This window comes from Sphingobium naphthae, from assembly GCF_043589935.1.
GTDB classification, from domain to species: domain Bacteria; phylum Pseudomonadota; class Alphaproteobacteria; order Sphingomonadales; family Sphingomonadaceae; genus Sphingobium; species Sphingobium naphthae_A.
The window spans coordinates 292,436-315,923 of record NZ_CP171454.1 but is presented as its reverse complement, the minus strand read 5'-3'; the positions used below and the strand labels follow the sequence as shown (position 1 = coordinate 315,923).

Annotated in this window: 22 protein-coding genes; 10 read left to right on the top strand and 12 right to left on the bottom strand. The window is 65.5% G+C overall.

Going from position 1 to position 23,488, the window contains the following annotated elements; all coding sequences use genetic code 11:
* Nucleotides 1-5: 5 nt before the first annotated feature.
* The gene (locus tag ACGGKE_RS01490) at nt 6-140 is read left to right on the top strand and encodes a hypothetical protein (RefSeq protein WP_394439451.1); all 135 of its coding nucleotides are present in this window, start codon (nt 6-8) and stop codon (nt 138-140) included.
* Nucleotides 141-282: 142 nt separating this feature from the next.
* Nucleotides 283-1,065, top strand: a complete 783-nt coding sequence (purC, locus tag ACGGKE_RS01485) for a phosphoribosylaminoimidazolesuccinocarboxamide synthase (protein WP_228166910.1) — start codon at nt 283-285, stop codon at nt 1,063-1,065.
* 90 nt (nt 1,066-1,155) lie between these two features.
* Here the strand turns inward: purC and ACGGKE_RS01480 are convergent, their stop codons facing one another.
* Nucleotides 1,156-1,908: a sulfite exporter TauE/SafE family protein gene (locus tag ACGGKE_RS01480; RefSeq protein WP_394439450.1), complete on the bottom strand. Its 753-nt coding sequence runs from the start codon at nt 1,906-1,908 to the stop codon at nt 1,156-1,158.
* Between the two features lie 76 nt (nt 1,909-1,984).
* Nucleotides 1,985-3,208: a polyhydroxyalkanoate depolymerase gene (locus tag ACGGKE_RS01475; RefSeq protein WP_394439449.1), complete on the bottom strand. Its 1,224-nt coding sequence runs from the start codon at nt 3,206-3,208 to the stop codon at nt 1,985-1,987.
* Nucleotides 3,209-3,336: 128 nt separating this feature from the next.
* Here ACGGKE_RS01475 and ACGGKE_RS01470 point away from each other — a divergent pair, with 128 nt between their 5' ends.
* Nucleotides 3,337-3,993, top strand: coding sequence for a glutathione S-transferase (locus ACGGKE_RS01470; protein ID WP_394439448.1), 657 nt, complete (start codon nt 3,337-3,339; stop codon nt 3,991-3,993).
* 42 nt (nt 3,994-4,035) lie between these two features.
* Entirely contained in the window at nt 4,036-5,700 is a 1,665-nt protein-coding gene (locus ACGGKE_RS01465) for a M28 family metallopeptidase (protein ID WP_394439447.1), read from the top strand.
* 17 nt (nt 5,701-5,717) lie between these two features.
* Here ACGGKE_RS01465 and ACGGKE_RS01460 read toward each other — a convergent pair whose 3' ends face one another.
* The gene (locus tag ACGGKE_RS01460) at nt 5,718-7,082 is read right to left on the bottom strand and encodes a glycoside hydrolase family 27 protein (protein ID WP_394441667.1); all 1,365 of its coding nucleotides are present in this window, start codon (nt 7,080-7,082) and stop codon (nt 5,718-5,720) included.
* A 93-nt stretch (nt 7,083-7,175) separates the two neighbouring features.
* On the opposite strand from ACGGKE_RS01460, the gene ACGGKE_RS01455 reads away from it, so the two are divergent.
* Nucleotides 7,176-9,494: a GH92 family glycosyl hydrolase gene (locus ACGGKE_RS01455; RefSeq protein ID WP_394439445.1), complete on the top strand. Its 2,319-nt coding sequence runs from the start codon at nt 7,176-7,178 to the stop codon at nt 9,492-9,494.
* Nucleotides 9,495-9,498: 4 nt separating this feature from the next.
* On the opposite strand, the gene ACGGKE_RS01450 is transcribed toward ACGGKE_RS01455, so the two are convergent.
* Both ACGGKE_RS01450 and acnA read right to left on the bottom strand, forming a co-directional pair.
* Nucleotides 9,499-10,206 (bottom strand): hypothetical protein, encoded by a 708-nt coding sequence (locus ACGGKE_RS01450; protein ID WP_394439444.1) that lies wholly within the window; start codon nt 10,204-10,206, stop codon nt 9,499-9,501.
* A gap of 139 nt (nt 10,207-10,345) precedes the next feature.
* Complete coding sequence (gene acnA, locus ACGGKE_RS01445; protein ID WP_394439442.1) at nt 10,346-13,015, bottom strand: aconitate hydratase AcnA; 2,670 nt, start codon at nt 13,013-13,015, stop codon at nt 10,346-10,348.
* A 288-nt stretch (nt 13,016-13,303) separates the two neighbouring features.
* Between acnA and ACGGKE_RS01440 the strand changes: the two genes are divergently transcribed.
* Entirely contained in the window at nt 13,304-13,534 is a 231-nt protein-coding gene (locus ACGGKE_RS01440; protein ID WP_394439440.1) for a hypothetical protein, read from the top strand.
* Between the two features lie 7 nt (nt 13,535-13,541).
* On the opposite strand, the gene ACGGKE_RS01435 is transcribed toward ACGGKE_RS01440, so the two are convergent.
* From ACGGKE_RS01435 to ACGGKE_RS01425, 3 genes are all read right to left on the bottom strand, one after another.
* Nucleotides 13,542-15,317, bottom strand: a complete 1,776-nt coding sequence (locus tag ACGGKE_RS01435; RefSeq protein WP_394439438.1) for a DUF885 domain-containing protein — start codon at nt 15,315-15,317, stop codon at nt 13,542-13,544.
* A 69-nt stretch (nt 15,318-15,386) separates the two neighbouring features.
* Nucleotides 15,387-15,590, bottom strand: coding sequence for a DUF5818 domain-containing protein (locus ACGGKE_RS01430; protein ID WP_394439436.1), 204 nt, complete (start codon nt 15,588-15,590; stop codon nt 15,387-15,389).
* A 5-nt stretch (nt 15,591-15,595) separates the two neighbouring features.
* Nucleotides 15,596-15,781 carry a DUF1328 domain-containing protein gene (locus ACGGKE_RS01425; protein WP_009821964.1) on the bottom strand — a complete coding sequence of 62 codons (186 nt, stop codon included), beginning with the start codon at nt 15,779-15,781 and terminating at the stop codon, nt 15,596-15,598.
* Between the two features lie 179 nt (nt 15,782-15,960).
* Between ACGGKE_RS01425 and ACGGKE_RS01420 the strand changes: the two genes are divergently transcribed.
* Complete coding sequence (locus tag ACGGKE_RS01420) at nt 15,961-16,407, top strand: PA2169 family four-helix-bundle protein (RefSeq protein ID WP_394439433.1); 447 nt, start codon at nt 15,961-15,963, stop codon at nt 16,405-16,407.
* Nucleotides 16,408-16,410: 3 nt separating this feature from the next.
* Here the strand turns inward: ACGGKE_RS01420 and ACGGKE_RS01415 are convergent, their stop codons facing one another.
* Nucleotides 16,411-17,424, bottom strand: a complete 1,014-nt coding sequence (locus tag ACGGKE_RS01415) for a 2-hydroxyacid dehydrogenase (protein WP_394439431.1) — start codon at nt 17,422-17,424, stop codon at nt 16,411-16,413.
* Between the two features lie 103 nt (nt 17,425-17,527).
* On the opposite strand from ACGGKE_RS01415, the gene ACGGKE_RS01410 reads away from it, so the two are divergent.
* Complete coding sequence (locus ACGGKE_RS01410) at nt 17,528-18,022, top strand: SH3 domain-containing protein (protein ID WP_394439429.1); 495 nt, start codon at nt 17,528-17,530, stop codon at nt 18,020-18,022.
* Between the two features lie 76 nt (nt 18,023-18,098).
* Here ACGGKE_RS01410 and ACGGKE_RS01405 read toward each other — a convergent pair whose 3' ends face one another.
* From ACGGKE_RS01405 to ACGGKE_RS01395, 3 genes are read right to left on the bottom strand one after another with little or no spacing between them, the layout of a single operon-like run.
* Nucleotides 18,099-19,427 (bottom strand): amidohydrolase family protein, encoded by a 1,329-nt coding sequence (locus ACGGKE_RS01405; RefSeq protein WP_394439427.1) that lies wholly within the window; start codon nt 19,425-19,427, stop codon nt 18,099-18,101.
* Nucleotides 19,424-20,821: an amidohydrolase gene (locus tag ACGGKE_RS01400; RefSeq protein ID WP_394439425.1), complete on the bottom strand. Its 1,398-nt coding sequence runs from the start codon at nt 20,819-20,821 to the stop codon at nt 19,424-19,426. The genes ACGGKE_RS01405 and ACGGKE_RS01400 overlap by 4 nt, the downstream gene beginning before the upstream one ends.
* Nucleotides 20,818-22,347: a peptide MFS transporter gene (locus ACGGKE_RS01395; RefSeq protein WP_394439423.1), complete on the bottom strand. Its 1,530-nt coding sequence runs from the start codon at nt 22,345-22,347 to the stop codon at nt 20,818-20,820. The genes ACGGKE_RS01400 and ACGGKE_RS01395 overlap by 4 nt, the downstream gene beginning before the upstream one ends.
* Nucleotides 22,348-22,490: 143 nt before the next feature.
* Between ACGGKE_RS01395 and ACGGKE_RS01390 the strand changes: the two genes are divergently transcribed.
* Together ACGGKE_RS01390 and ACGGKE_RS01385 are read left to right on the top strand one after the other, a co-directional pair.
* A complete protein-coding gene (locus ACGGKE_RS01390; protein WP_394439421.1) occupies nt 22,491-23,069 on the top strand; it encodes a nitroreductase in 579 nt (192 codons plus the stop codon).
* Nucleotides 23,070-23,139: 70 nt separating this feature from the next.
* A complete protein-coding gene (locus ACGGKE_RS01385) occupies nt 23,140-23,484 on the top strand; it encodes a GntR family transcriptional regulator (RefSeq protein ID WP_394439419.1) in 345 nt (114 codons plus the stop codon).
* Nucleotides 23,485-23,488: the final 4 nt, after the last annotated feature.

Sequence of the window (23,488 nt, the reverse complement as noted above, 5' to 3'; positions counted from 1 at the left end):
TGGCGATGCAGCGGCACGATGACGAACGGGCGAGCGGCCTCTGGCCGGCGATACAGGCGCGATTGGGCGTGATCATCGGCACCGTGGGGCTGGTCGCCTGGCTGGCGCTGCTGTGGTTCATGTTCGGCGACGTGCTCTAGCATCTGGCGCGCGCCGCCCCGCCAATTGCACCAGGGCGGACTTTGTTCTAAAGGCCTGCGCGAGCAGCCCCGGCACCCGCTGATCCTTTCCGATTCGCGTTTGCCGGGGCGCATTGTTTTTGAAAAAAGGTCAGGAACGCGCATGGCCCGTCGCCGCCAGATTTACGAAGGCAAGGCTAAGATCCTCTATGAAGGCCCGGAGCCCGGCACGATCATCCAATATTTCAAGGATGACGCCACCGCCTTCAACGCGCAGAAAAAGGGCACAATTTCCGGCAAGGGCGTGCTCAACAACCGGATTTCCGAGCATATCTTCACCCTGCTCGGCCAGATCGGCGTGCCTACCCATTTCATCCGCCGCCTCAACATGCGCGAGCAGCTGATCCGCCAGGTCGAGATCGTGCCGATCGAGGTCGTGGTGCGCAATGTCGCGGCCGGGTCGCTCTCCAAGAAGCTGGGGATCGAGGAAGGCACGCAACTGCCCCGCACGCTGATCGAATATTGCTACAAGGACGACGCGCTGGGCGACCCGCTGGTGTCCGAAGAGCATATCGCCTGCTTCGGCTGGGCGACGCAGGATGAAATGCACGACATCGCCGACATGGCGATCCGCGTGAACGATTTCCTGTGCGGCCTGTTCGCCGGCATCGGCATCCGCCTGATCGACTTCAAGCTGGAATTCGGCCGCCTGTATGACGGCGATTACAGCCGCATCATCCTGGCCGACGAAATCAGCCCCGACGGCTGTCGCCTGTGGGACATGGCGACCAATGAGAAGCTGGACAAGGACCGGTTCCGCCGCGACCTGGGCGGCGAAGTGGAAGCCTATCAGGAAGTGGCGCGGCGGCTGGGCCTGTTGCCCGAGGGGCTGGACACCACCGTCCTCGACCTCGATACCCATCGCAAGAAGCGCGAGAAGGAATAAGCGGCCTTGTTCCTGCGACGGCAGTAGCGCAGCTGAAGGTTGGCCTGGACTTGCGGGGGCGGCACTGCGGTCCGCTCCCGCAGGAGAGGCTCAGCCCATGATGGCGTCCGCCACCAGCTTGAGGCCGAGCAGGATCATCAGCACGTAGATCAGCGTGTAAAAGCGGGCGGCGTCCACGCGCCGCACCAGCGCGACGCCCGCGAAGGTCGAGACGATCGCCACCGGGGCGAGCAGCGCGGTCGCGGTGAGATTGTTGGCCGTGAACTGCCCCAGCGCGGCATAGGCCGGCACCTTCATCCAGTTCATCGCCGCAAAGGCGAAGGCGGTGGTGCCCACCAGCATGTCGCGCGACAGCTTCTTGGGCAGCACCCACATCTGGAAAGGCGGCGACCCGGCATGGGCGATCTGGCTGGTGAAGCCGCTGGCGATGCCGAACAGGAAGCCGACCCAGGCCGGCGAATTGGAGGGCAAGGTCACGGCCTTGCCGCGCTCGACCCAAAGCCGCTGCAATCCGAACAGCACCGAAATTGCGCCCAGCACGCCCAGCACCGCCACTTCCGACACTTGGGCCGCGAACAGCCAGCCCAGCGCGATGCCGACGGCGGCGCCGGGCAGCATCACCTTCAAAATGCCCCCGTCCCAGCTGCGGCGATAGGCCCAGACGCTGACCGCGTCCTGCAGGATCAGGATCGGCAGCAGGATCGCCGCACCGCGTATGGGATCGACACCCAGCGCCATGATCGGCATGGCGAGGGCGCCCACGCCGGCGAACCCGCCCTTCGCCAGACCGGAAATGACGACGGCGATGATCGCGCAGAGGATGTAGAGCGGATCGAGCGTCATGCCGCCTACTCAGCCGCGCAGGAAGCCGGCATTCGCCTGTGCCGTAGCGGCGGCCCGCATCCCCCGAAACCGCGGCTCAGTTCATCGCCAGGATCATGTTCCGCACTTGCGGATAGACCTGCTTTTCCCATTTGCTGCCGGAAAAGACGCCATAATGGCCAACGCCGGGCTGAAGATGATGGCGCTTGAGATGCGGGCGCAGGCCCGTGCACAGCGCGTGCGCGGCGGACGTCTGCCCCACGGCGCAGACATCGTCCCGTTCGCCTTCGACCGTCAGCAGCGCCGTCTTGCGGATCGCGCCCGGATTGATCGGGCGACCGCGCACGGTCAGCTGGCCCTTGGACAGCAAGGTCCGCTGGAACACCATGTCGACGGTTTCCAGGTAAAATTCCTTCGTCATGTCGAGCACGGCGAAATATTCCTGGTAGAAGCTCTTGATCTTGTCCGCGCCGCCTTCATTGCCATCGGCCAGCAGCTGGTAGAGCTCGCGATGCTGGGCCCCATGGCGCTCCATGTTCATCGACATGAAAGCCGACAGCTGAAGGAAGCCCGGATAGACTTCCCGGCCGCGCCCGGCATAGCGGAAGGGCACGACGGAGATCAGATTCTCCTCGAACCATTTGATCGGCTTTTCATTGGCAAGGTCGTTGACCACCGTCGGCGCGGCATTGGGATCGATCGGCCCGCCCATCAGCGTCATCGACCGCGGCGTCGCCTTGTCCTGATCCTCCGACATCAGCGACACCGCCGCCATCGCGGGCACGCAGGGCTGGCACACCGAAACGAGATGCGCGCCCTCCCCCAGTTCCTGCAGGAAGCGGATCACATAGTCGACATAGTCGTCGAAACCGAACCGCCCTGCCGACAGCGGCACGTCCCGCGCATTTTTCCAGTCGGTGATGTAGACATCATGGTCGCGCAGCAATGTTGCGACCGTGCTGCGCAGCAGGGTGGAGAAATGGCCCGACATGGGCGCGACCACCAGCACGCGCGGCTGTTCCACCTCCACTTCGTCCTTGGCGAAATGGAGCAGGTCGCCGAACGGCAGCTCCAGCGCGATTTCCTCGCGCACAGCCACTTCGGCATTGCCGCTCTGCACGGTGCGGATGTCATAGGCAGGGCGCTTGTGGGTCAGCTTCGCGCCCTGGAACACGTCCATCAACGCAAACATGCGGCGCGGCATCGCCCAGTCCGCCATCGGCCCCATCGTATGGCGCAGGCTCAGCGCCCATTCAGCGCCCAGCCGCGCGGGGGCCAGCATGTCGTTCCAGGCCTGATAACCACTGTAGAGCATCCGCATGACGTAAATTATGCCTTATACTGAACCTGAGACCCGAATCGGTTCCTTGATGAAACGCTATACAGGCAATTTCTGTTGCGCTGCATCATCATAAATGTGAGCTAAAGGAACAGAGCGAGAGGGAAGTCATGGCCAACGCGCAACTCACTCTTTCTAGCCGCAATTATTCTTCCTGGTCTTTGCGGGGATGGCTGCTTTGTCGTCTGGCGGGGCTCGCCGTCAGCGAAAAAATGATCGCGCTCGACGATCCGGACAATCGCGCGGAGTTGCTGCTGCTCTCGCCATCGGTGCTGGTGCCGCGCCTGACGCATGAAGGGGCGAGCGTGTGGGACACGCTGGCGATCGCGGAATATCTCCACGAGCTGTATCCGCAGGCCGGCATGTATCCCGCCGATCGCATCGTCCGCGCCCATTGCCGGTCGGTGTCGGGGGAAATCCATTCGGGTTTCGCCAATCTGCGCTCGGCCCTGCCGATGAACCTGAAGGTGCGGCACGACCGCTTCCCGGTCTTCCCCGGCGCACGCCCCGATATCGAGCGGGTCGAGACGATCTGGTCGGAATGTTTGGACAGCTACGGCGGCCCGTGGCTGTTCGGCGCGTCGCCGACCGTCGCCGACGCCATGTTCGCGCCAGTGGTGCAGCGCTTTTTGACCTACGCCGTCGCGGTGAGCCCGACATCGGCCGCCTATTGCGAAACGGTCAACAGCTGGCCGCTGATGCGCGAATGGATCAACGCCGCGCGGCGCGAGCCCGACGAGATGATCGAGCTGGAAACCGAATTCTAGAAACCCTTCCCCCTGCGCGGGCACGGGGTTAAGGCAGGCGACATGACTGTTCGCACCCTGCTCCTGGCCCTGAGCCTCGCCGCCGCCCCGATCCTCCCCGCCGCCCTCCAGGCCCAGACGATCGCGCCCGACCAGCTGGAAAGCTCGGTCCGCACGCTGGCGTCCGACCTGTTTCAGGGACGCGCGCCCGGCACCATCGGCGAGGAACGGACGATCGGCTATCTGGTCGGCCGGTTCCAGGCGCTGGGGCTGGAGCCCGGCGGCCCCGACGGCCAATGGGTGCAGACCGTGCCGCTGCTCCACACGCGGCTGGGCACGCCCACGCAGCTGGCCGTGACGCAAGGCGGCGCAACGACGCCCTGGACCTTCGGCGAGAATGTCTATGTCTCGACATTGCAGCCCAGGGACATAGTCGGCATCGACAAGGCGCCGATGGTGTTCGTCGGCTATGGCGTCTCCGCGCCTGAACGCGGCTGGGACGATTTCAAGGGCGTGGACCTCAAGGGCAAGGTCGCCGTCTTCCTGGTCAACGATCCCGATTTCGAGGCGGCGAAGGGCGAGGACGCGGCCGGCAAGTTCGGCGGCAAGACCATGACCTATTATGGCCGCTGGACGTATAAGTTCGAGGAGGCGGCGCGACGCGGCGCGATCGGCGCGCTGATCGTGCATGACACGCCGGGTGCGGGCTATGGCTGGAACGTGGTGAAAAGCCCGGGCGGCGAGAATTACGACTTGGTGCGACCCGCCGACAGGCTGACCAGCCTGCAATTGCAGGGCTGGATCGCGGGCGACGCGGCCAGGGCATTGTTCGCCGGCGCGGGCCAGGATTTGGCGGCCTTGTGCAAACAGGCGCGGTCAGCGGCGTTCAAGCCGGTCGAGTTGAAGGGCGCGACCTTCTCCGCCAGCTTTCCCGTGACGCAGGAAGTGGTGCAGAGCGCCAATGTCCTGGCCCGCATTCCCGGCGCCAAACGCCCCGACGAAACGATCATGTACGGCGCGCACTGGGACGCCTATGGCAAGGGCGAGCCCGATGCGCAGGGCCGCATCTACCGCGCCGGCGCCAATGACGACGCGCTGGGCATCGCCGCGATGTTCGAGATCGCCAGCGCGTTCAAGGCCGCGCCGGCGCCCGACCGGTCGATCCTGTTCGCCGCCTGGACGGCCGAGGAGCGGGGCTTGCTGGGCTCCGAACATTATGCGCTGAACCCGGTCTACCCGCTCGACAAGACGGTCGCGAACCTCACCATCGACATATTGCAGACCGCCGGCAAGGCCAAGGACGTGATCCTGGTCGGCAAGGGGCAAGGCACGCTGGAGGACGATCTCGCCCGCTTCGCCGCGCGGCAGGGCCGCGTCGTCACGCAGGAAAGCCTGCCCGAACGCGGGCTGTTCTACCGCGCGGACCATTTTTCCATGGCGAAGCGCGGCGTCCCCGTGCTGCTGATGATGGGCATTGCCGGCGCGTCGGACCTGGTGGAGGGCGGCCGGACCGCCGGGCAGGCCTGGGTCGATGCCTATACAGGCAAATGCTATCATCAGGCGTGCGACGCGGTGGACGACAGCTGGGACCTGGAAGGCGCGGCGCAGGACGTCGACCTGATGCTGGACATCGGCCGCGACCTCGCCACGTCCACGCGCTGGCCGGAATGGAAGCCGGGGTCCGAGTTCAAGGCGATCCGCGACAAGAGCGTTGGGGCCAGGCAGTAAGCCGGCCCCCTGCCGGTTCAGCTCAGCCGATAGAGCGCGGCGCCATGCGGCGGCAGGTCGGCGGCGACGCGCTTCGCCTGTGACCCCAGCGCCCTGCCGGCCCACAGGTCGCGCACGGCGACGGGTCGGCTGAGGCCGAGCGCGTCGAGACCGATGCCGACCTCGCGCGCCTTGTCGCCGGTGTTGAACAGCGCCAGATACCGGCCGCCACCGTCCTCCGCCACGGCGGACCAGATGCGCATGCCATCCTCGATGAAATGCGGGCGGTTGTCGCGGCTGGCCTGATTGACCGCGATCACCTCGCGGTTGGTGAGCAGCGCCAGCGTCGCGGCGTCGAGATGGCGCAGGTCTCCACCCATGATGAGCGGCGAGCGCGCGATCGCCCACAGCGTCATCAGCGTGCGCTGCTCATCGGGGGTGAAGCGCGTATCCCGTTCGCCCAGCGCCAGCCGGCCGAGCGGCAGCATGTCGGCGTCTGGCCAGCTTCCGGGTCCCCGCCAGGGCGTCCAGTTTTCCAGGCGCGTGAACTGCGCCTCCAGCATCGGCCATTCGTCCCAGAAATCATCGGAGATGCGCCACATCTGCGCATGGTTGCGGACATGATCGCCCCGGATCACCGGCGTTTCGCCAGGGGAGAGGCTGAGGATGATGGGACGGCCGGTCGCCTGTATCGCCTTGTGCGCCGCCTCGATCTCCGCGGCGTGCGCGTCATAGGGGCGGCTCATATCGTCCATCTTGACGAAATCGACGCCCCAGTCGGCATAGAGGCGGAAGATGCTGTCATAATAGGCCTGCGCGCCGGGCCGGGCCATGTCCACGCCATACATGTCCGAGTTCCATGAACAGATGCTGGTCCGGTCGGCGATGTCGGCGGCGCGAAGACCGGTGCCCAGGATCGGCAGGTTCGCTTCCACCGCCGCGCGCGGGATGCCGCGCATGACGTGGATGCCGAATTTGAGTCCCAGCGCATGCACCGCCTGCGCCAGCGGCGCGAAGCCCTGGCCGCCTGCGCTGGAGGGGAAGCGATTGGGCGCGGGGATCATCCGGCCATGAGCATCCATCGCGGGCCGGGGCTTGGCATTATAGGTATAGCTCGACGCTTCGGGCTCATACCATTGGATGTCGACGGTGAAGATGTCATAGCCGAAGGGCAGCAGCTTGTCCGCCATGATGCGCGCGGTTTCGCGCGCCTGCGCTTCGGTGATGGTGGTGGCGAAGCTGTTCCAGCTGTTCCAGCCCATGGGCGGGCGCGGCGCCAGCACTGCCGCCTCCTCCCGCCCGCTTTGCGGAGCCGCGCGCGCCGCGCCAGCCGCCGCCAATCCCGCCACACCGCCAGCCACGCCGCCCGCCAGCAGCGTACGCCGGCTCGTCTCCAGATGCATCCTCTTCATTTGTCGGAGTAAACCGCAGCCAAGAGGAGAGATCAAGCGCTAAGCGCTTGGCGTGCCCTTACCGGCATGATTTAACCGCAAACCATGTTGATCCGCCTCACCCGCCTGGCCGTCGCGGCCGGACTGCTCGCCAGCACCGCCCTCTCCGCCCAGCAGCCCGCATCCGATCCGGTCGACGCCGTCGATCCCTTCATCGGGACCAGCGGCGAAGGCCATACTTTCCCCGGCGCGGTCGCGCCCTTCGGCATGGTGCAGCTGTCGCCGGACACGCATGTCGGCGCGGCGCGGGAAACCTATGACTGGGCGGCGGGCTATCGCCATGAGGACCCGGTGATATTGGGATTTTCCCACACGCATTTTTCGGGCGCGGGCCATAGCGACCTGGGCGATTTTCTGGTCATGCCGGTCAGCGGGGATGCGGTGCCGCTGCAGGCGGGCGACGCGACAACACCGGGCTTCCGCTCGCACAAGGCCGATGAGACGGCGAGGCCGGGCTATTACGCGGTGACGCTGACCGACCCCGGCGTGCGGGCTGAAATGACCGCGGGAACGCGCGTCGGCGTCCACCGCTACGCCTTCCCGGCCGGCAAGGCGGCGCATCTGCTGATCGACCTGCGCAGCATCATCTATGATTATCCCGGCAAAATTCTGTGGTCGTCAGTGCGGATCCGGCCCGATGGCACGATCACCGGATCGCGCGAGGTGCGCGGCTGGGCGAGCCCACGCCGCATTTTCTTCGCCATGCGCTTTTCCGCGCCGGTGACAGGCCACAAGCTCGTCAGCACGGAAGAGAATATCCTCTACAAGGGGTTCAAGGGGCCGGGCCGCGGCCCCGAAACGCTGGATTCCCTGTCCGGCCGCGCGCTGGTGGCGCAGTTCGATTTCGGCGCGCTGGGGAAACCGCTGGAGGTCAAGGTCGCGCTGTCGGGCGTGGACGAGGATGGCGCGATCGCGAACCTGGGCAGCGAGCCGGGGGATTTCGACGCGATCCGGGCCCGGACCCGCGCCGCCTGGAGCGGGGCGCTGGGCAGAGTGAAGATCGACGCGCCCAAGCCGATGCGGACCAATGTCTACACCGCCCTCTATCACAGCCTGATGGCGCCGAACGTGTGGAGCGATGCAGATGGACGCTGGCGCGGGCCGGACGATCAGGTCCATGCTGATGACAAGACCACCAAATATTCGACCTTCTCGCTATGGGACACGTTCCGCGCCGAACATCCATTGCTGACCCTGATCCAGCCGGAACAGCGCAACGCCGACTTCGTCAACTCGCTGCTACTCGGCCAGGTCATGAGTCCCTTTGGCATCCTTCCCGTCTGGCAGTTCGCCGGCAAGGAAACCTGGACGATGATCGGCTATCATGCCGTGCCGGTCATCGCCGATGCGTGCCTGAAAGGCATCAAGGGCATCGATTGCGCCGCAGCGCTCAGAACCATGGTCGCCAGCGCCGACTACGCCCCCTATGGCGGCCTTGGCGACTATATGAAGCTGGGCTATGTGCCGATCGATCGCGAACCGGAAGCCGCGTCCAAGACGGTCGAATATGCCTATGACGACTGGACCATTGCGCGCCTCGCCAGGCAGCTGGGCGAAGCCGCCATCGCAGCGCGGTTCGAAAAGCGGGCGCAGAACTGGCGCAACAGCTTCGATCCCAAGACCGGATTCCTGCGCGCGCGCAAAGCCGATGGCAGCTTCCGCACGCCCTTCGACCCGACGGCGATCAACTATGGCAGCGACTATACGGAGGGCAATGCCTGGCAATATAGCTGGTTCATGCCGCACGATCAGGGCGGGCTATTCCGCCTGCTGGGCGGCGATGCCAAGGCCGTGGCCAAGCTCGACGCCATGTTCGACTATGACAACAGCAAGATCGACTATAGCCATGCCGAGGATATTGCCGGCCTCATCGGTCAATATATTCACGGCAACGAACCCAGCCACCATGTCGCCTATCTCTACAGCTATGCCGGCCGTCCCTGGCGCACGCAGGAGCGGCTGAAGCAGATCGTGGACAGCCAGTATAAGCCGACGCCCGATGGCCTGGCCGGCAATGACGATCTGGGCCAGATGTCCGCCTGGCTGGTGTTCACGGCGCTGGGCTTCTATCCCGTCGCGCCGGGCAGCAACGAATATGTGATCGGCCGCCCCTTCGTCGACCGGGCGGAGATGACGCTGCCGGGCGGAGCGCGTTTCACTATCGTTGCGGACGCGCTGTCCGACGCGAACCGCTATGTCGGCCGCGTCACACTGAACGGCAGGCCGCTGGAGCGCAGCACGATCACCGACGCGGAAATCCGCGCGGGCGGCGAACTGCGCTTCACCATGCAGGCGACGCCGAACATGTCATGGGCGACCAAGCCGGCCGCGCGGCCCTTCTCCACCACAGCCTATCCGCCTTGAGCGCTCAGCCTGCGGGCGAGCGCTGGGCATAGAGCGATTCGGCCAGATAGCCGCGCAGCATCGTGCGATCGATCGCCAGCTTGCTGTCCTTGCCGCCGGCGAGGCAGGACGACAGCGTCGGCATGGTCTGCTGCAAGGCGGACTTTTCCGCGGCGCTGCCGGGTTCGGCGCGCAGCATCGCGTCCGCCGCCGGCGCGTTGCGCGCAACGATACAATCGGCATAGGCTTGATAGGGCCATTTCTGCGCATCCGCTCGCGCGGTCAGCGGCGCGTTCGGCGTCGCCGCCGCCTCGATCGGCTTGGGATAGGCGCGCAAATAGAGTTGTTCGGCGATCGCCCCGCGCATCCAGTTGCCCTTCATCCGCAGCTTGCCCTGCTGCAGGCAGTTGGCGCGCCGCTTGGCTATGGCATTCAACAGAGCCTGCTCTTCGGAAGAAGCTGGAGCCAGCGCCAGCAGTTGCCTGGCCGTCGTCGGATCGCCCGCAACAACGCATTGTGCAAAGCGCTGCATCATCGCCACCGCCTGCGCGCGATCAGCCGGGGGAAGCATATCCCTGGTGCTGGATTCGGTACCCAGTCTGTCGGCGCTGTTCCGGGCTTGCGACGACGCCCGATAGGGCGCGCCATTTGCGGCTTCGGATTCCTGCTGCGCGCCTGCCGACTGAGCGGCGAGCATCATCATGGCGACCAAGGCTGCGGCTCGAATGATCATCGCGCGACTCCTCCATCCACCCCGCCGCAAGGCTGGCTAAAAATTTTCCTCCACGCAACAGCTTTCCAGCGCCTTGAGGGCGAGAAAAAGGGCCCCTCCCGCCGGGGAGAAGCCCTTTGCCATTCAACCCGTCGCCCGATCAGGCGGCGAGCTTGCGCAGCACATATTGCAGGATGCCGCCGTTCAGGAAATATTCCAGTTCGTTGACGGTATCGATGCGGCAAAGCGCGGTGAAGCTGAAGGTCGAACCGTCGGCGCGGGTCACCTTCACCTCGACATCCTGGCGGGGCTTGAGATCGGCGACACCTTCGATGGTGAAGCTGTCGTCGCCCTTGAGGCCCAGCGTCTCGCGGCTCTCGCCATTCTTGAACTGCAGCGGCAGCACGCCCATGCCGACCAGGTTCGAACGGTGAATGCGCTCGAAGCTTTCGACGATCACGGCGCGCACCCCCAGCAGGTTGGTGCCCTTGGCCGCCCAGTCGCGCGACGATCCGGTGCCATATTCCTTGCCGCCGATGACGACCAGCGGCGTGCCGTCGGCCTTGTGCTTCATCGCCGCGTCATAGATCGGCATGACTTCGCCCTTGTAGCTGGTCATGCCGCCTTCGACGCCGTCCAGCATCTGGTTCTTGATGCGGATATTGGCGAAGGTGCCGCGCATCATGACTTCGTGATGGCCGCGACGCGCGCCATAGCTGTTGAAGTCCGCCTTGCTGACCTGATGCTCCATCAGCCACTTGCCCGCCGGGCTGTCGACCTTGATCGAACCAGCCGGCGAGATGTGGTCAGTGGTGATCGAGTCGCCGAAAATGGCGAGCGGCATGGCGCCGACGATGTCGGTGACCGCTTCGGGGGTCATGGACATGCCCTCGAAATAGGGCGGGTTGGCGACATAGGTCGACCCGGCGCGCCACTGATAGGTGTCGGACCCCGTCACCTCGATCGCCTGCCAATGAGCGTCGCCCTTGTAGACATTGGCGTAGCGGGCCTGGAACATCTGGCGGTCCATGCAGCCGGCCATGACGGTCGCGACTTCGTCATTGCTGGGCCAAATGTCCTTCAGATAGACGGCCGCGCCATCCTTGCTGGTGCCGATCGGCGTGGTGATGAAGTCTTCGACCACCGTGCCCTTGAGCGCATAGGCGACGACCAGCGGCGGCGAAGCGAGGAAGTTGGCGCGCACGTCGGGCGACACGCGGCCTTCGAAATTGCGATTGCCGGAAATGACGGCAGCGGCAACCAGGCCATTGTCGTTGATCGCCTTGCTGATCGGTTCGGCGAGCGGGCCGGAGTTGCCGATGCAGGTGGTGCAGCCATAGCCGACCAGGTTGAAGCCGATCGCGTCGAGATGCGACTGGAGCCCCGCCTTTTCCAGATAGTCGGTGACAACCTGGCTGCCGGGCGCAAGGCTGGTCTTGACCCAAGGCTTGGGCTTCAGGCCCAGCTCGTTCGCCTTCTTGGCGACCAGGCCCGCAGCGACCAGGACGCCAGGGTTCGACGTGTTGGTGCAGCTGGTGATCGCGGCGATGGTGACGTCGCCGTCGCCAATGTCGAAATCCTTGCCTTCCACCGGAACGCGCTGCTGCGCCTTCTTGTAGGTCTTTTCCATGTCGGCGTTGAAGACGTCATCGACCTCGGGGAGCGACACGCGGTCCTGCGGGCGCTTGGGGCCGGCCAGGCTGGGGACGACCGTCGACAGGTCCAGCTCCAGCGTGTCGGTGAAGACCGGCTCGACCGACGGATCGATCCAGAAGCCCTGCTCCTTGGCATAGGCTTCGACCAGCGCAATATTCTCGTCCGTGCGGCCGGTAAGGCGCATATAGTCGAGCGTCTTGTCGTCGATGCCGAAGAAGCCGCAGGTGGCGCCATATTCGGGCGCCATGTTGGCGAGCGTGGCACGATCGGCGAGTGACAGGGTGGCAAGGCCCGGACCGAAATATTCGACGAAACGGCCAACCACGCCGCGCGCGCGCAGCATCTGGGTGCAGGTGAGAACCAGGTCGGTCGCGGTCACGCCTTCCTTCAGTTCACCGGTGAACTTGAAGCCCACGACTTCGGGGATCAGCATGGACACCGGCTGGCCCAGCATCGCGGCCTCCGCCTCGATGCCGCCCACACCCCAGCCCAGCACGCCCAGGCCATTGACCATGGTAGTGTGGCTGTCGGTGCCGACGCAGGTGTCCGGATAGGCGACGGTGACGCCGTCCGGCCCTTCGCTCGACCAGACAGCCTGCGCGATATTTTCCAGGTTCACCTGGTGGCAGATGCCGGTGCCCGGGGGCACGGCGTAGAAATTGGCCAGGCTCTTGCTGCCCCACTTCAGGAAGTCGTAGCGCTCCATGTTGCGCTGATATTCGATCTCGACATTCTGTTCGAACGCCTGGGGGGTGCCGAATTCGTCGACCATGACGCTATGGTCGATGACGAGGTGAACGGGAACCTGGGGGTTGATCTTGGCGGCATCGGCGCCCAGCGCGGTCATCGCGTCGCGCATCGCGGCCAGATCGACCACGCAGGGCACGCCGGTGAAATCCTGCATCAGCACGCGGGCGGGGCGATACTGGATTTCGCGCTGCGCCTGGCCGCGATCCTTCTGCCAGTCGACGATCGCCTGGATGTCATCGGTGGTGACGGTCACGCCATCTTCGAAGCGCAGCAGATTTTCCAGCAGCACCTTCATCGAGAAAGGCAGGCGCGAAACGTCTCCAAGCTTCGCAGCGGCCTTCTTGAAGGAATAATAGGCGATGTCCTTGCCGCCGACATTCATCATGTCGCGGGTGCCCAGCGTGTCCTGTCCGATGGCGGTCATAAGATGTGCGTCTCCTCGCGTGGCGCTCCGCCAGAGGATGACGCGATTCCACCAGAACCTCGCCGGACAGCGAACGGACTGGACGGCAGGGCCAGGGATGCGCCTCAACCGGTGGTCGAAGCAGGTATGTCCCGATGGTGCAGCGCCATACAGAAAGGGGCGGCGGTGTCAAATGGACAAAATAGCGGTTCTGCTGGCGAAAACGCGATTTTCCCTGCTAACGATTCGCAAGAGGAAACAACGGCTTTGGCCTGCGTTTGGCAGGGGATCATGAGGGGGAACACCACCATGCCGACGCTTGTTCCGGGATCCACCAACGACGCCGTCGCCGCGCTGCTCGTCTATCGCCCCGGTCGCGCCACGCCCTGCCCCGCCTGTGGCGAGCGGCAATGGCTGGTCGGGCGCGTGGTCGCGCAATGCGCCTGCTGCGACACGGCGCTGCCCATCGATCTTGCGCATCGCGGCTGGTCGGGCTCTCCCGGCCAGCGGATGGGACTGGAGCGCCTGCCGATCGCTTGACGGCGCCCTACCGGGCCTTTTCCTGTGCGATCCAGGCGTCGATCTGCTGCTCCAGCACCGTCAGCGGCACTGCGCCCTGGGCTAGGACCGCGTCATGGAAGCGGCGCAGGTCGAACCTAGGGCCCAGCGCCGCCTCCGCCTTCGTGCGCAACTCGCGGATCTTGATCTCCCCCAGCTTGTAGCCCAGCGCCTGGCCGGGCCAGCTGATATAGCGGTTCACTTCCGCGTCGATATTGGCGTCGGACAAGGCGCTGTTCGTCTTCATGAAGGCGACCGCTTTGGCCTTGTCCCATCCCTTGGCGTGAATTCCGGTGTCCACCACCAGCCGGCAGGCGCGCCACATTTCGTAGGACAGGCGCCCCATCATCTTTTCGGGCGTGTCATAAAGGCCCATTTCCTCGCCCAGGAACTCGGTGTAGAGCGCCCAGCCTTCGACATAGGCGGTGAAGCCGGCGAGATATTTGCGGAAGGGCGGCAGCGGCAATTCCTGCTGCAGGGCGATCTGGTTATGATGGCCCGGCACCGCTTCATGCGCGGTGAGCGCCGGCAATTCCCAGACGGGCCGCTGGTCCAGCTTCGATGTATTGACCCAATAGGTGCCCGAAATGCCGGACTCCGGCGCGCCGGGGCCGTAATAAGCGGTCGTCGTGCCTTCCGCTTCCGCCGCCGGAATGGGCTTGAGACCATAGGGCAGGCGCGGCAGCGTGCCGAAATAGCGCGGCAGCAGCCCGTCGATCGTCTTGGCCTGCCGCGCCGCGACGCGCAGCAGTTCCTCGGGCGTCTGGGCATAGTAGGAAGGATCGGTCCGCAGATGCTGGATATAGGCGGCGCGGCTGGGATAGCCGGCCTTCGCCGCGATCGCGTCCATGCGCTTGCCGATGCGCGCCACCTCGTCCAGCCCGATCTGGTGGATTTGGTCGGGCGTCAGGTCGGTGGTGGTGTGCGCCTTCACTCGGCTCGCATACCAGGCCGCGCCGCCGGGCAGCGACGATGCGCTGTCGCTCTTGCGGCAATGGGGCAGATAATTGGTCACGAACAGCTCGTGCCATTTGCGATATTCGGGGGTCAGCACGTCGCGGATCAGCGTCACCGCCCGCGCCTGCATCGCCGCCCAGTCGGCATCGCTGATGTCGCGCGGCTTGGCGCGCTTGAAGGGTTCGTAGAAGCGCGTCTCGCGCGGCTCGCCCGCCACGATGCCGCTGATCGTGCCGGCGTAATTCTGCAGCACCGAACAGGGTTGGACATAGCCGCCGGCGATCGCCTGGCGCGTGATCGCGAGCGCATCGCCATTCATCTTCGGATAGAGGGCGAGGCGCTTCAGATAGCTCTCATAATCGGCGCGATTATAGAAGGGCAGGCCATCGGCCATGCCCGAAAAACCCTGATGCCAGCCATAATAGGTGGTGAAGAGCATCAGCCGCTCGGCCGGATGCCGGTCGCCGTCGATATCGTCGCGCAGCATCCACAGCAGCACCTTGCGGTTGACCCGATCCGTGGCATCCAGCCCCTGTTCGGGCACCGCCTCCAGCCGGCGAACGAACTGCTTTTCCGCCGCGATCTGCGCGTCTCGGGCAGCCAGCGACATGTCGGAAATGCGATCATCATAGTCGCGCACGCCGCGCGCGGTCGCTTCGACCGGATGGGTCGACAGATACCAGTCCCAGTGATCCTCTATCACCCGCGCCAGTTGCGCCTGTGGCGTCGCGGCGGCAGGCGCCTGCGCGGCCAAGGGCGCGGCGGCGAGAAACACGGGCGTGAGGCTTAGGGATAGAATCTTGCGCATGGACGCAATGGTTCGCGCGCCCGTGACAATTTGGCAAGCCCACAATCGAGTGGACTTGGCTTTAAGGCGTCAGGCCGCTGCGACGCCGTCAGCTTCGACCACGCCGTCGCCGGCATAGATGCCGCGCACCCGCACCCGCTTTTCGACATGGTCGACAGGCACGCGGAGCAGCACGAGCCGATAGCTGCCGCCGCCATCGCGCTGGAGCAGGAAGCCGGCGGCGTCGCGCACCAGCCTGCCGGTTTCATCCACCCCAGCGCCGACTTCGGTCATCGCCGTCAGTCGATCGCGTCCTTGACGCCCTTGCCCGCCAGGATGCCGAGCACCAGGAAGACGACGAAGACCGCGAGCGCGATGAAGAAGAGGATCTTGGCGATGCCGACGAACGTGCCGGCCGCGCCGCCAAAGCCCAGCAGCGCCAGCACGGCGGCGATGACCAGGGAGATGATGGCCAGCTTGATCATGAGACAAGTCCTTGATGCAGGTGTGAGAATGCCTTCCCAACCCGCCATGCCCCGGCTTGTTCCGCCCGCGTAGCGGATGGCGCGGATGGCTAACGCCGCATTAGGGTTGAAAGTGCTGCATCGGGTTGAACCACAGCGCAGCCAGGACCGTTTCGGACCCGCATCACAAGGAGACGGTCATGAACAATCATGTCATCAGCAAGCTTGACGATCTCATCACCACGCTGATCGACAGCGTCAAGGGCTATGAACATAGCGCGGACAAGGCACAGTCCCCCGCCTTCGACACACTCTTCCGCGATCTGGCCGCCGAACGGCAATCGGCCGTCGCGCTGCTGCAGGAACGCAGCCGGGCGCTGGGCGGCAAGCCCAACGAATTTGGATCGGCCGCGGGCACTGTCCATCGCCGCATCGAGGATATCCATGTCGCGCTGGGTGGCGGCGACAAGGCCATCATCCAGGCGATCGACCGCGGCGAGGATTATCTGAACGAGGAATTCGAGAGCGTGTTGAACGACGAGGCGATCGACCCGGAAACCCAGGCAGTGGTCCGCCGCGCTCATGATTCGGTGCGTCACGGCCTGACCATGGTCGAACAGCTGAAGCAGCAGGTCGCCGCCGCCTGATCGTCAGACCCAGCCTTCCAGCACCTGGTTCGGCGGCCTGTGCCCGTCGACCCAGGTGCGGATATTGGCGATGACGCGCGCGCCGGTCGCGTGCCGCCCCTCGATCGTGGCCGATCCCATATGCGGCAGCAGCACGACGTTGGAGAGCGCCATCAGCCGCGGATCGACCGCCGGCTCGTGGGTGTAGACGTCCAGCCCCGCACCGGCGATGCGGCTTTCCTCCAGCGCGTTGATCAACGCGCCCTCGTCCATGATCTCGGCGCGGGACGTGTTGATGACATAGGCGTCGGGCCGCAGCAGCCCGATCCGCCGCGCGTCGACCAGCCCGCGGCTGTCGGCGTTGAGCGGGCAATGGATCGACAAAATGTCGCTTTCCGCCAGCAGCGCGTCAAGATCGCCCTGCCATTGCGCTTCCAGGTCCTGCTCCACTTCGAACGGCAGGCGATGACGATTGTGATAGGCGATCGACAGGCCAAAGGCGCGCGCGCGCCGCGCGACGGCGCGGCCGATACGGCCCATGCCGATGATGCCCAGCCGCTTGCCGCCGATCCGGTGCCCCAGCATGCCCGACGGGCTCCAGCCGCGCCAGCGCCCGGCGCGCACCAGCTTCTCGCCCTCGGCCAGGCGGCGCGGCACCGACAGGATCAGCGCCATCGTCATGTCGGCCGTATCCTCGGTCAGCACGCCGGGCGTGTTGGTGACGATGATCCCCTTCTGCCGCGCGGCGATCAGATCGATATGATCGACGCCGCTGCCGAAGCTGGCGATCAGCCGCAGCCGATCGGGCGCGCCCGCGATCAGCGCCGCGTCGATCTGGTCGGTGATGGTCGGGACCAGCACGTCGCATTCGGCCATGGCGCGGGCCATTGCCGCGCGATCCATCGGCGCATCGGCGACGTTGAAGCTGGCGTCGAACAATTCGGCCATGCGCGCTTCCACATCGGGCGGCAGGCGGCGCGTGACGATGACGCGCGGCTTGGCGGGACGCGGCGGAATCTTGCGCGGTTCTTGAGCCATGCGACGGGCGCTATTCCCCGGCACGATGCGGGTCAAGCGGATAAGCCGGCAAAGACCATAGGAAAGACTGTCGCAGCGCCGTCCGAGCGGTTATGGATCGGCCATGGGTGACAAGATTTGCGGGTTTCACATGAAGGGATATGCGTTCGGCCTGGCCCTGGTGGGAGCGGCGGTCGCGGCCGGCCCGGCCCGGGGCGCTCCGAGCAAGCCGACGCCTTATTGGGCTTCTATCGCGCATGATGAAGCGCGCATGCGCGTCGGCCCCAGCCTCGATTACCCGTCCAACTGGGTCTATCGCCGTCGCGACCTGCCGGTGAAGGTGGTGCAGGTGCTGGGCCTGTGGCGCAAGGTGCAGGACCCGGACGGCGCGCAGGGCTGGATGCATGTCCGCTTGCTGAGCGACACGCCCACGGCCATCGTCCGCTCGGCCGTCGCCCCGCTGCACGGTTCGCCCAGCGATAGCTCCGCCACGCTCTTCCGCGCAGAACGCGGCGTGGTTGGGCGCTTGGCGGACTGCTCCGGCCAATGGTGCGCCTTCGACGTCAAGGGCCGGCGCGGCTATGTGAAGACCAGCGACATCTGGGGCGCGACCGACTGATAGGGGCCGGCGCCGTCGACGCGCGCCGATAGCGCTGGGGAAAAGGCGGACGCGAAGCACCCCTTCTCCTCGACGATCACCACTCATAGGCCTTGGGCAGGCTGCCTTCGCTGGGGGTCGCATAGCGGTCGCGCAGGCGCGTCTGGCGATCAGTCATGGGCTGTTCGACGCCATCAATCCAGACCGCGACGGGGGCGGACGTCATTTCCAGTGGATCGCCGTCCCAGATCACCACGTCGCCCGCCTTGCCGGGCTGGAGCGAACCCAGCCGATCGCCCAGGCCCATCGCCTCGGCAGGCGCCAGGGTGATGGTGCGCAGCGCCTGCCCCCAGCTCAGCCCGGTCGCGCCCGGCACTTTCGTCAGCGCCACCATATTGCCGGCCTGCTGGGTCGCAACCCGCAATTGCAGCGCGTCGTCACCCGTCAACATGCCCATGGAGACGGACACGCCAGCCTTCACCATGCGCCCGACATTGCTCTGGGTCGCGGCCAGCTTTTCGAAGGCGGACGGCAGATCCTCCAGCCCCGCGGTGATGACCGGCACCTTGGCCGCCGCGATCTGCGGCGCGACCATCCAGCCTTCGGTCGCCCCTGCCAGGATCAGGCGAAGCGCCGGAAATTCCTGACGCAGCGACAGCACGGTCACTATGTCGCGCGCGCTTTCCACATGCACCATCAACGGCATGGCGCCGGTGACGACGGGCACGAGCGCTTCGGCATCGACGCGGTTGAGCAACGCGTCCCTGGAATTGCCATCGAAGCTCGCCGGCGCCCTGGCATAATCCTGCGCCTGGCGCAGCATCATCCGGAACGTCAGGATCATCGCCGCGCGGCTGCCGCCGGCTTCGGCCGCGCCCGCTTCGCCCATCTCGACATATGCGAAGGCGCGCGCCTTGGTGATCGGGCTCATGTCCGCGCCCAGGTCGATCACCGCGCCCTGCCCGCCGAAGATGCCGCTGGCCGCCGCCGGCGCCACGACCGCGCGGGTGACGCCGCCGGTGCGGCTGATGGCGATGGGATTGGCGAGCGGGTTGATCGCCGGCGCGACATCGATCGCCGCCGAAAAGGGCGAATTGGCGCTGATGTCGTTGGTTTCGGTGACTGCCGGCACTTCCGCCAGCCCGACGCGGGAAAAGCCCGAGACGAGGCCCGGCGTCACCCATTTGCCCGCCGCGTCGATGACCTTCGCGCCGGCCGGGACCGCGATGCCTGCGCCCGCCGCCACGACCTTGCCCGCGTCGATCACGACCGTGCCCCCGCGCACTGGCTCCGAACCGTCGCCGATCGCCAGCGTCGCGCCGGTGATGGCGATCGGCTGCGCCAGCGCGGGCATGGATGCGATCATCGCCAGCAACGCCGCGGCCATGCCGCCCGCCGAGCGGGAGAGAGGAAGCTTCGTCGTCATTTCACGTCTCCCGCGCCGATCTGGCCCAGTTCGAAATCGCTCACCGGCCGGCGCTTGGGGTCGAAGGCGTCATAGAGCAGCGCTCCGTCGATCCACACCTTTTCCGGGCGCGTATAGGTGCTGAACGGATTGCCGTTCCACAGCACGACGTCCGCCATCTTGCCAACCTTCAGGCTGCCGGTGCGGTCGGCGATGCCCATGGCCCGCGCTGGATTGATGGCGAGCCAGGTCCAGGCCACTTCATCACTGATGTCGATGCCCATGCGGCGCCCGGCGCCCAGCGCCTTGGCCGCTTCCTGATTGAGGCGCTGGATGCCGTCCTGGTCGTCGCTGTGGATGATGGCGCAGGCGCCCGCTCGGTGGACCAGCGGGATATTTTCCTTGATCCCGTCATAGGCTTCCATCTTGAAGCCGTACCAGTCGCCCCACAGCGCCGAACAGATGCCGTTTTCGCGCAGCAGGTCGGCGATCTTGTAGCTTTCCACCGCATGGTGGAAGGTCGACACCTTGTAGCCGAACTCCTTGCTCATATCGATGACGTTGGCCATCTCGTCGGCGCGGTAGCAATGATTGTGGACCATGATCTTGCCCTCCAGCACATCGGCCAGAGTTTCCATGCCAAGATCGCGGGTCTGCTCCTTCCCCGCGGCGCGCTTCTTCTGATATTCGCGCGCTTTGATCCAGGTCTGGCGGTTGACCGCCATATTGCCCATGCGGGTGCTGGGTTCGCGGCCCTTGCTGCCATAGACGCGCTTGGGATTTTCGCCGCACGCCATTTTGAGGCCCTGCGGCGCGTCGGGGAATTTCATCCCCTGCATCGTGCGCGCGGGCACATTCTTGAGCGTCACGCTGCGCCCGCCGAACAGATTGGCCGAACCGGGCAGGATCTGCAGCGTCGTCACGCCGCCATTGGCGAGCGCGCGGGAAAAGCCCGGGTCCTGCGGCCAGACGCTATGTTCGGCCCAGACATGCGGGGTCACGGGCGATGTCGCTTCATTGCCATCCGACAGCGCCTCCACGCTGGGCGATGGATAGTCGCCCAGGTGGCTGTGGATGTCGATGACGCCGGGCGTCACATATTTGCCCTGTGCGTCGATCACCACGACATCGGCGGGGATCGGCGTGTCGGGCCCGCCGACCGCGCTGACCTTGCCCTCCGACAGGAAGACCACGCCATTGTCGATGCGCCCGCCCTCCCCGTCGAAGATCGTCGCGCCGCGCAGCACCGTCGGCCGGCCGCCATAGGGGCGGTAGGTCGATGGATAGGGATTTTCGGGCTCTGCCGACGATCCCTGCGACGCGGGCGTTTCGTCCTTGTCCTTCCTGGCCGCGACAGGACCTGCGGTCCCCGCCAGCAGCGCTGCGATCAGCAGCAGCCTGCCCCCCTTGTTCATGCTTGGTCTTCCCCGTTCGATGAGATGCTATCGAGATGCATCATGCGCGTGACAAAGGGTGACAGCAGCAGCACCACGCCCCCCACGATCACCGCAAACCAGCCTATTTTCGTATAGACGTCAAGCACTTGCGTAACGTCGCCCGACTCGCCGCTGCCGGTGGCGCGGGCGATCAGGCCGGCGATGAAATTGCCTGCCGCCATCGCCAGAAACCAGGTGCCCATGACCAGCCCCACCATCGACGAAACGGACAGCCGCGTCATTGCCGACAGGCCCACCGGCGAGAAGCAGAGTTCGGCCATGGTATGGAACAGGTAGATCAGGAAGACGAACAGCACGGGCGTGAGATTCTCCCCCGCCATCGCCGCGCCCGCGACCAATATCAGGAAGCCCGCGCCGCACAGGATCAGGCCGATGCCGAACTTGGCGGGCGATGACGGCTCCAGCCGCCTCTGGTCCAGGATCGTCCACAGCCAGGCGAAAAGCGGCGCCAGCAGGATGATGAAGACCGAATTCACCGACTGGAACAGCGATGCCGGCACTTCCCAGCCCAGCATGACGCGATCGACATTGCGGTCGGTGAAGATGTTGAGCGACGATCCGGTCTGCTCGAACAGGCCCCAGAAAAGCGGGTTGAGCGCGATCAGGAACAGGGCGGCGAACATGCGGTCGCGATCGACCCGCCCCAGCGTGCCCAGCGTGTGCCACAGGATGTAGATCACCGTCAGCGCGGAAAAGCCGAGCAGCGCATAGCCCAGCAGTTCGGCATAGCGGATCACCAGCCAGATGGCGACGACGCCCAGCGCCGCGCCGACATAGATGGTCCATTCCTGGGTCAGGCCGGCGGCGGTGCGCTGGCGCAATTGCTGCGGCGCGGGCGGCTCGCCCTTGCCCAGCAGCCAGGGGCGCAGCCACACGAACATGACGAGGCCAAGCAGCATGCCCACGCCCGCCGCGCCGAAGCCCCAGCTCCAGCCCCACAGCTCGCCCAGCAATCCGCACACGATCGGCCCCAGCATCCCGCCCATGTTGATCCCCATGTAGAAGATGGAGAAGGCGGGATCGCGGCGATGATCGTCGCGGGGATACAGTTCGCCCACCAGGACGGAGATATTGGCCTTGAGGAAGCCGGTGCCCACGATAATGCTCGCCAGCGCCAGGTAGAAGCCGTTGAGGTAGAAAGGCTGCTGGCCGCCCGGCCCTTCGGTGATGGCTATAAGAAAATGGCCGATCGCGATAAAAATGCCGCCCGCCATGACCGCCTTGCGCGGGCCCAGGAACCGGTCGGCCAGGTAGCCGCCGATGACGGGCGTGATGTAAACCAGCGACGTATAGGCGCCGTAGAGAAGATAGGCCCTGTCTTCGCCGAAGAGGAAATGTTTGGTCAGGTAGAAAATCAGGATGGCGCGCATCCCGTAATAGGAAAAACGTTCCCACATTTCCGCGAAGAAGAGCAGGAACAGCCCGCGCGGATGGCCAAGCCAGGTCTTGCCCGCTTGCGCCGTCACCATGTCCGAGGTCGCCATCGAGGCCCCTTTTATTGCTTTATCATCATCGGCGCAGAAGCGCGCCGACCCCTATGCCACCCAGCCTAGAGCGGAAGGGATCGCCCTGTCAAAGCGCCCCCGCCCCTTGCGCCCCGCCGCCGCCCGCGCCATCTCTCCTGCCGATGTTCAACGATCGCTCCTCCCCGCTCGCCCTTCTCCAGACCCGCCGTTCCGGCAAGCCGCGCGACCTGATCGCGCCGGGGCCGGACGATGCGGAGTTGCGGACGATATTGGAGGTGGCGCTGCGCACCCCCGATCATGGCAAGCTCGCCCCTTGGCGCTTCGTCATCGTGCCGCAGGACAAGCGCGCCGCGCTTGCGGAGCTGCTGGAGCGCGCCTATCGCGCCGAAAAGCCGGACGCCGGGCGGCTCGAGATCGAATCGATGCACCAGTTCGCGCATCAGGCGCCGACCCTGATCGTCGCCCTCTCCTCCCCCGCGCCCGGCAGCAAGATACCGGTGTGGGAACAGCAATTGTCGGCCGGGGCGGCGATCATGAACCTGCTCCATGCCACCCATGCGCTGGGCTATGCCGGCGGATGGCTGACGGGCTGGCCCAGCTTCAACCGCGATGTCCGGGATGCCTTTGGCAGCGATAGCGAGACGATCGCCGGCTTCGTTTTCATCGGCACGCCGGCCAAGCCGCTGGATGAACGGCCCCGGCCAGAATATGACTCGGTCGTTTCCATCTGGGACAGATAATTGCTGGAAATTACACGTCAGCAAAATCTTCTGACTTGCCCTTGTGGCTGTATTATGGCACTGATGCACTATGGCTGAAGACTCAAAGCCCGTCTATCTCCGCCTGCGAGAGATCATTGCCGCGTCCATATTGGACGGAGACTATGGCGATGGCGACCTGCTCCCATCCGTCCGCGCCTTCGCCGCGGCGCAGGGAGCCAATCCGCTGACGGTGGCTAAGGCCTATCAGAGCTTCCAGGACGACGGGCTGGTGGTGGTGAAGCGCGGCGTCGGCATGTTCGTCGCCGACGGCGCCACGCGCCGCCTGCGCGAGGCCGAGCGCGAACGCTTCCTGGAAACGGTCTGGCCGCCCGTTGCCGCGCAGATGCGCCGGCTGGGCCTGCGGATCGACGATATGGATCTGGCCCAAGCCTGACGCG